The sequence below is a fragment of the Kitasatospora sp. NPDC054768 genome, assembly GCF_053612025.1.
Genome location: NZ_JBSHBN010000304.1, coordinates 1 through 4,227 on the forward strand (window position 1 = coordinate 1; position 4,227 = coordinate 4,227).

4 protein-coding genes and 1 pseudogene are annotated in these 4,227 nt (G+C 72.2%); 3 read left to right on the forward strand and 2 right to left on the reverse strand.

The genetic code is table 11. From position 1 onward, the window contains the following. Both ACWGKU_RS40570 and ACWGKU_RS40575 read right to left on the reverse strand, forming a co-directional pair. Window positions 1–131, reverse strand: a pseudogene (locus ACWGKU_RS40570) (electron transfer flavoprotein subunit beta); the annotation flags it as partial. Between the two features lie 264 nt (window positions 132–395). Beyond that, window positions 396–722 (reverse strand): TlpA family protein disulfide reductase, encoded by a 327-nt coding sequence (locus ACWGKU_RS40575; protein WP_359915558.1) that lies wholly within the window; start codon window positions 720–722, stop codon window positions 396–398. Window positions 723–1,041: 319 nt separating this feature from the next. Here ACWGKU_RS40575 and ACWGKU_RS40580 point away from each other — a divergent pair, with 319 nt between their 5' ends. The 3 genes from ACWGKU_RS40580 (at window position 1,042) to ACWGKU_RS40590 (ending at window position 4,110) form a co-directional block, all read left to right on the forward strand. Next, window positions 1,042–1,467 carry a DUF4395 domain-containing protein gene (locus ACWGKU_RS40580; protein WP_401055224.1) on the forward strand — a complete coding sequence of 142 codons (426 nt, stop codon included), beginning with the start codon at window positions 1,042–1,044 and terminating at the stop codon, window positions 1,465–1,467. 222 nt (window positions 1,468–1,689) lie between these two features. Further along, the gene (locus ACWGKU_RS40585) at window positions 1,690–2,460 is read left to right on the forward strand and encodes a lysophospholipid acyltransferase family protein (protein ID WP_452181044.1); all 771 of its coding nucleotides are present in this window, start codon (window positions 1,690–1,692) and stop codon (window positions 2,458–2,460) included. Window positions 2,461–2,700: 240 nt separating this feature from the next. Continuing rightward, window positions 2,701–4,110: a hypothetical protein gene (locus tag ACWGKU_RS40590; protein WP_452181043.1), complete on the forward strand. Its 1,410-nt coding sequence runs from the start codon at window positions 2,701–2,703 to the stop codon at window positions 4,108–4,110. Window positions 4,111–4,227: the final 117 nt, after the last annotated feature.

Here is a 4,227-nt window from a genome sequence, read left to right on the forward strand (position 1 = left end):
ACGCCGTACTCGTCCAGCTCCGACAGGAGGCCGTCCACACCCTCCCGGTCGGTGGTGTGGTCGTCCGCGAAACGACGGTCACCCGTCGCGTCCGGCACGTGCTTCACACAGACAACGATCCTCAAGCTCACGGCCTTGTCTCCTGTACTGGTCTCGTCCGGCGGCTGCGGCGGTGCAAGCGGGCGCGAACACGGCACGCACCCGCTCCGGGCAGCGAATTCCCGTGCCGGTCCGGAACTTCCTGGCAGCATACTCGCCGGTAGTGCAGTGGTCACTACTGGCCAGTAGCTTATGCCGTGCGGCCGCTCCCGCCGCCTGCGCCCATCCTGCCCCAGCCCGGAGCCGACTCCACCCGACGGGGCGGAACAACTGCCGCCGGATTGCTCACACCACGCTCACACCACGCGCCCGAGCGCCGCGATCACGTCCACCCTGCGCGGCTGCCCCGCCGCCCGCCGCACCACCCGGCCCTCCCCGTCCAGCACCAGGACGGTCGGCGTCCGCCGGACCTCCAGCCGGCGGACCAGCTCCAGCCGCTCCTCCGCGTCCACCTCGACGTGCTCAACCCCGTCGACCATCCCGGCCACCTCGGAGAGCACCCTCCGAGTGGCCCGGCACGGCTGGCAGAAGGCCGTCGAGAACTGCACCAGCGTCGCCCGCGCGCCGAGCGGCCCGCCCAACTCGGCCTCCGACAGCCGTACCGCCCCGTCCTCGGTGCTCAACCCTCGGCCTCCCGTCGCTCCCGGCCCCACGCCCGGCCCACGGCGGGCCGGTCCCGGCCACCGTCAAGGCACCACACCACGCACCGGCGGCCAGGTCATCCCCCCAGTCTGCGGCAGGGCCCTCCGCGCCCGAAACACGGTCGACCGCCGGGGCCCGGCCACGTACGATCGGCCGGTGGATTCCGACTGTCACCCAACGCCGCCGCCGGCCTGCCGCCGCGTCACCGCCACGGCCCGGGCCATCGTCCACCGACGACGCTGACGCCCGCCGCCGACGCCCCGCCGCTGCCGCCGCCCGTCGCGACCCCCGGAGCCACCGTTGCAGACCGATCCCCGCGGCTCCCGCCTCGCCGCAGCGCTCACCTCCATCGTCCTGGCCGTCGTCCTGCGCACCGGCAACTGCCCCCTCCTGGCCGCCCAGACGCTCATCCTGGCCCTCGGCGCCTTCGGCGGCCTGCGCATGGCCCCGTACGTCCGGCTGTTCCAGGCGCTCGTGCTCCCCCGGCTCGCACCGCCCTCCGAGACCGAGGACGAGCGGCCGCTCCGCTTCGACCAGGGCATCCTCATGGTGTTCACCGCGGTCGGCGCCCTCGGCTACTGCGCCGAGGTGACCTGGCTCGGTGCGCTGGCCTGCTCGGCCGCCCTCACCGCCGCCTTCGCCAACGCCGCGTTCGGCTACTGCGTGGGCAGCGAGCTCTACCCCCTGGTCCGGCGCGCCCAGGGCCGACTCACCGCCGGCGCGTGATGTGCGCGGCGGAAAAGTTCCCGTTCGAATTCATCACGGAGATCACACCGCCAAAATTCGCTTGACCGCACGCCTCAGGTGACAGCAGGCACTCGTTCGGGGGATCATCTCCGTGAATCACCCGTGACCGCCGCGGAGTGCCGTGCTCCGGTCGGCGCCGCCCGCACAACGGAGCGGGTACCCGCCGAACCGGGCTCCGACCCGTGGAAGTCAGGACTGACCGTGGCAGAGTTCGTGTACCCGCCGGTGATCGGCGCCGCACTCACCGCCTTCCGCGCGCTCGACGTGCGGATCAAGACCGTGGGCGCCGAACACATCCCCGCCAGGGGGGGAGCGGTACTGGTCAGCAACCACATCAGCTACCTGGACTTCCTCTTCGCGGGCCTCGGCGCGTACCGCGGCGGCAAGCGCAAGACCCGCTTCATGGCCAAGGACGACGTCTTCAAGCACCGGATCTCCGGCCCGCTGATGCGCGGCATGAAGCACATCCCGGTGGACCGCACCGACGGGCAGCCCGCGTACGAGGCCGCCGTGCGGGCCCTCAAGGCCGGCGAGGTGGTCGGGGTGTTCCCCGAGGCGACCATCAGCCGCTCCTTCATGCTGAAGAAGTTCAAGACCGGCGCCGCCCGGATGGCAGCCGACTCCGGCACCCCGCTGCTGCCCGTCGTGCTCTGGGGCACCCAGCAGCTCTGGACCAAGGGCCGCCCGAAGACCCTCACCAAGCGGCACGTCCCGGTCACCATCATGATCGGCGAACCGATCCACCTCGGACCGAACGACAAGCCCGTGATGGTCACCCGACGGCTGCGCGCCGCCATGAGCGAGATGCTCGACCAGGCCCAGCGCGAGTACCCCGCCAAGCCCTCCGGCCAGGACGACACCTGGTGGCTGCCCGCCCACCTCGGCGGCACCGCCCCCACCCTGGAGGTCGCCGAGGCCGAGGACGAGGCGGAGGCCCTCGCCCGGGCCGAGCGCCGCGCCGCCCGGGGCTGACAGCTCCTTCTCCTCCCCTCTCTCTCCTCTCCTTTCTCCTCTCTTCTCCGCCCCTCCTGCCGGCCTCCCGCCTCCCCCGCCCTCCGTCTACTCCGTGCGACCGAGCGAGAACTCTCCGTCGCGTGTCGCCCGACCGCCGACGCCCCCCGTCTGACACAGTGACAGCTCCTTCCAGGGGCCTTCGTCCTGAATCCGCGGCGGGGGCACACGTCGGAACGGTCGAAAGGCTCGGAGGCGGAGATGGCACGGATCACCACCGGCACACGGCAGTCACCCACGGGCAGGGCCCGCACCCGCGCGAGCGCCGGTGCGGGCCTTCTGCTTCTGGGCACCCTGCTCACCGGCTGCGGAGCCGAACCCGGGGAGATCCCGCTCTCCGAGATCCGGCCGGAGACTCCCACCAGCACCCCCGAGGCGAGACCCGCCGAGACCCCCGGCGTGGTCGGTGCGGCCGTCGGAGCGCCCGCGGCCACCGCGCACAACGGACTGATCGTCAGCCGCGCCTACACCGACTCCGCCCACACCAGCAGCGCCATCGTCACCCTCTCCCCCGACGGCACCGGCCAGCACCAGGTCACCAAGCCGCCGGCCCGCGCCCTCGACGACCGCCCGGACTGGTCCCCCGACGGCACCACCATCGCCTTCGACCGCACCGACCCGCAGAGCGGCACCGCCCGGCTCTGGACCGTCCCCACCAACGGCGGCCCCGAACACCAGATCAACCAGCTCTGCGACAGCGGCACCGCCGACTGCGCCAACGAGGACGAACGGGCCCCCGCCTTCTCCCCGGACGGCAAGCAGGTCGCCTTCAGCCGATCCTGGGGCGCCCAGGACTCGACCGGCAGCCGCCAGATCCAGTACTCGGACCTCTACCTGATGAGTCCCGAGGGCACCGACGTCCAGCGGCTCACCTTCCTCACCAATGACAAGCCCTACTCCGGCATCGTCAGCAATCCCAGCTGGTCCCCCGACGGGAAGCAGCTCACCTTCGAGTACCGCACCAGCGCCACCGGGCAGCCCGCCGGCAGCCGCGCCATCTACGTCGTCAGCGCGGACGGCACCGGGCTGCGCCAGCTCACCCCCTGGGAACTGCGCGCGGGCGACCGTGCGGACTGGTCCCCCGACGGCACCCAGATCCTCTTCACCACCTACCCGGCCGGCCCCGACAACGCCCCCGGCGGCGGCATCTACACCGTGCACCCCGACGGCAGCGCCGTCGGCGCCCTCACCCCCGCCCCCTCGGACATCTTCTACGGCACCGCCGCCTACGCGCCGGACGGCAAGTCCATCGTCTTCGCCCAGGCCCCCTCGGGTGCCGGCGCCGACCTCTACAGCATGCGGCCGGACGGTACGGGCGTCGCCCGTCTCACCAACAGCGCGGACAAGTGGCTCGGCCGCCCGGCCTGGGGGACGGCGGAGAGCGCGGTGGCTCCCGCCGAACCGGCTCAGGCAACGGATCAGCCGTCGGTTCCGGCAACGGACCAGCCGTCGGATCAGGGGTCGAGTCAGCCTTCGCCGGCACCACAGGCTTCCCGGACGCCGCGTCCGGATGACCAGCAGCAGGCCCAGGCCCAAGGGCAGGAGCCCACCGAAAAGCCGCGCCCCGGAACGGGATCGGAGTCCGGCCCTGGCTCCGGCTCCGACGAATAGATCGTACGGTCCTGGAAATGCAAAGAACCCCCATCCGGATCCCGGATGGGGGTTCTTCTGAAGAATTGTTCGGCGGCGTCCTACTCTCCCACAGGGTCCCCCCTGCAGTACCATCGG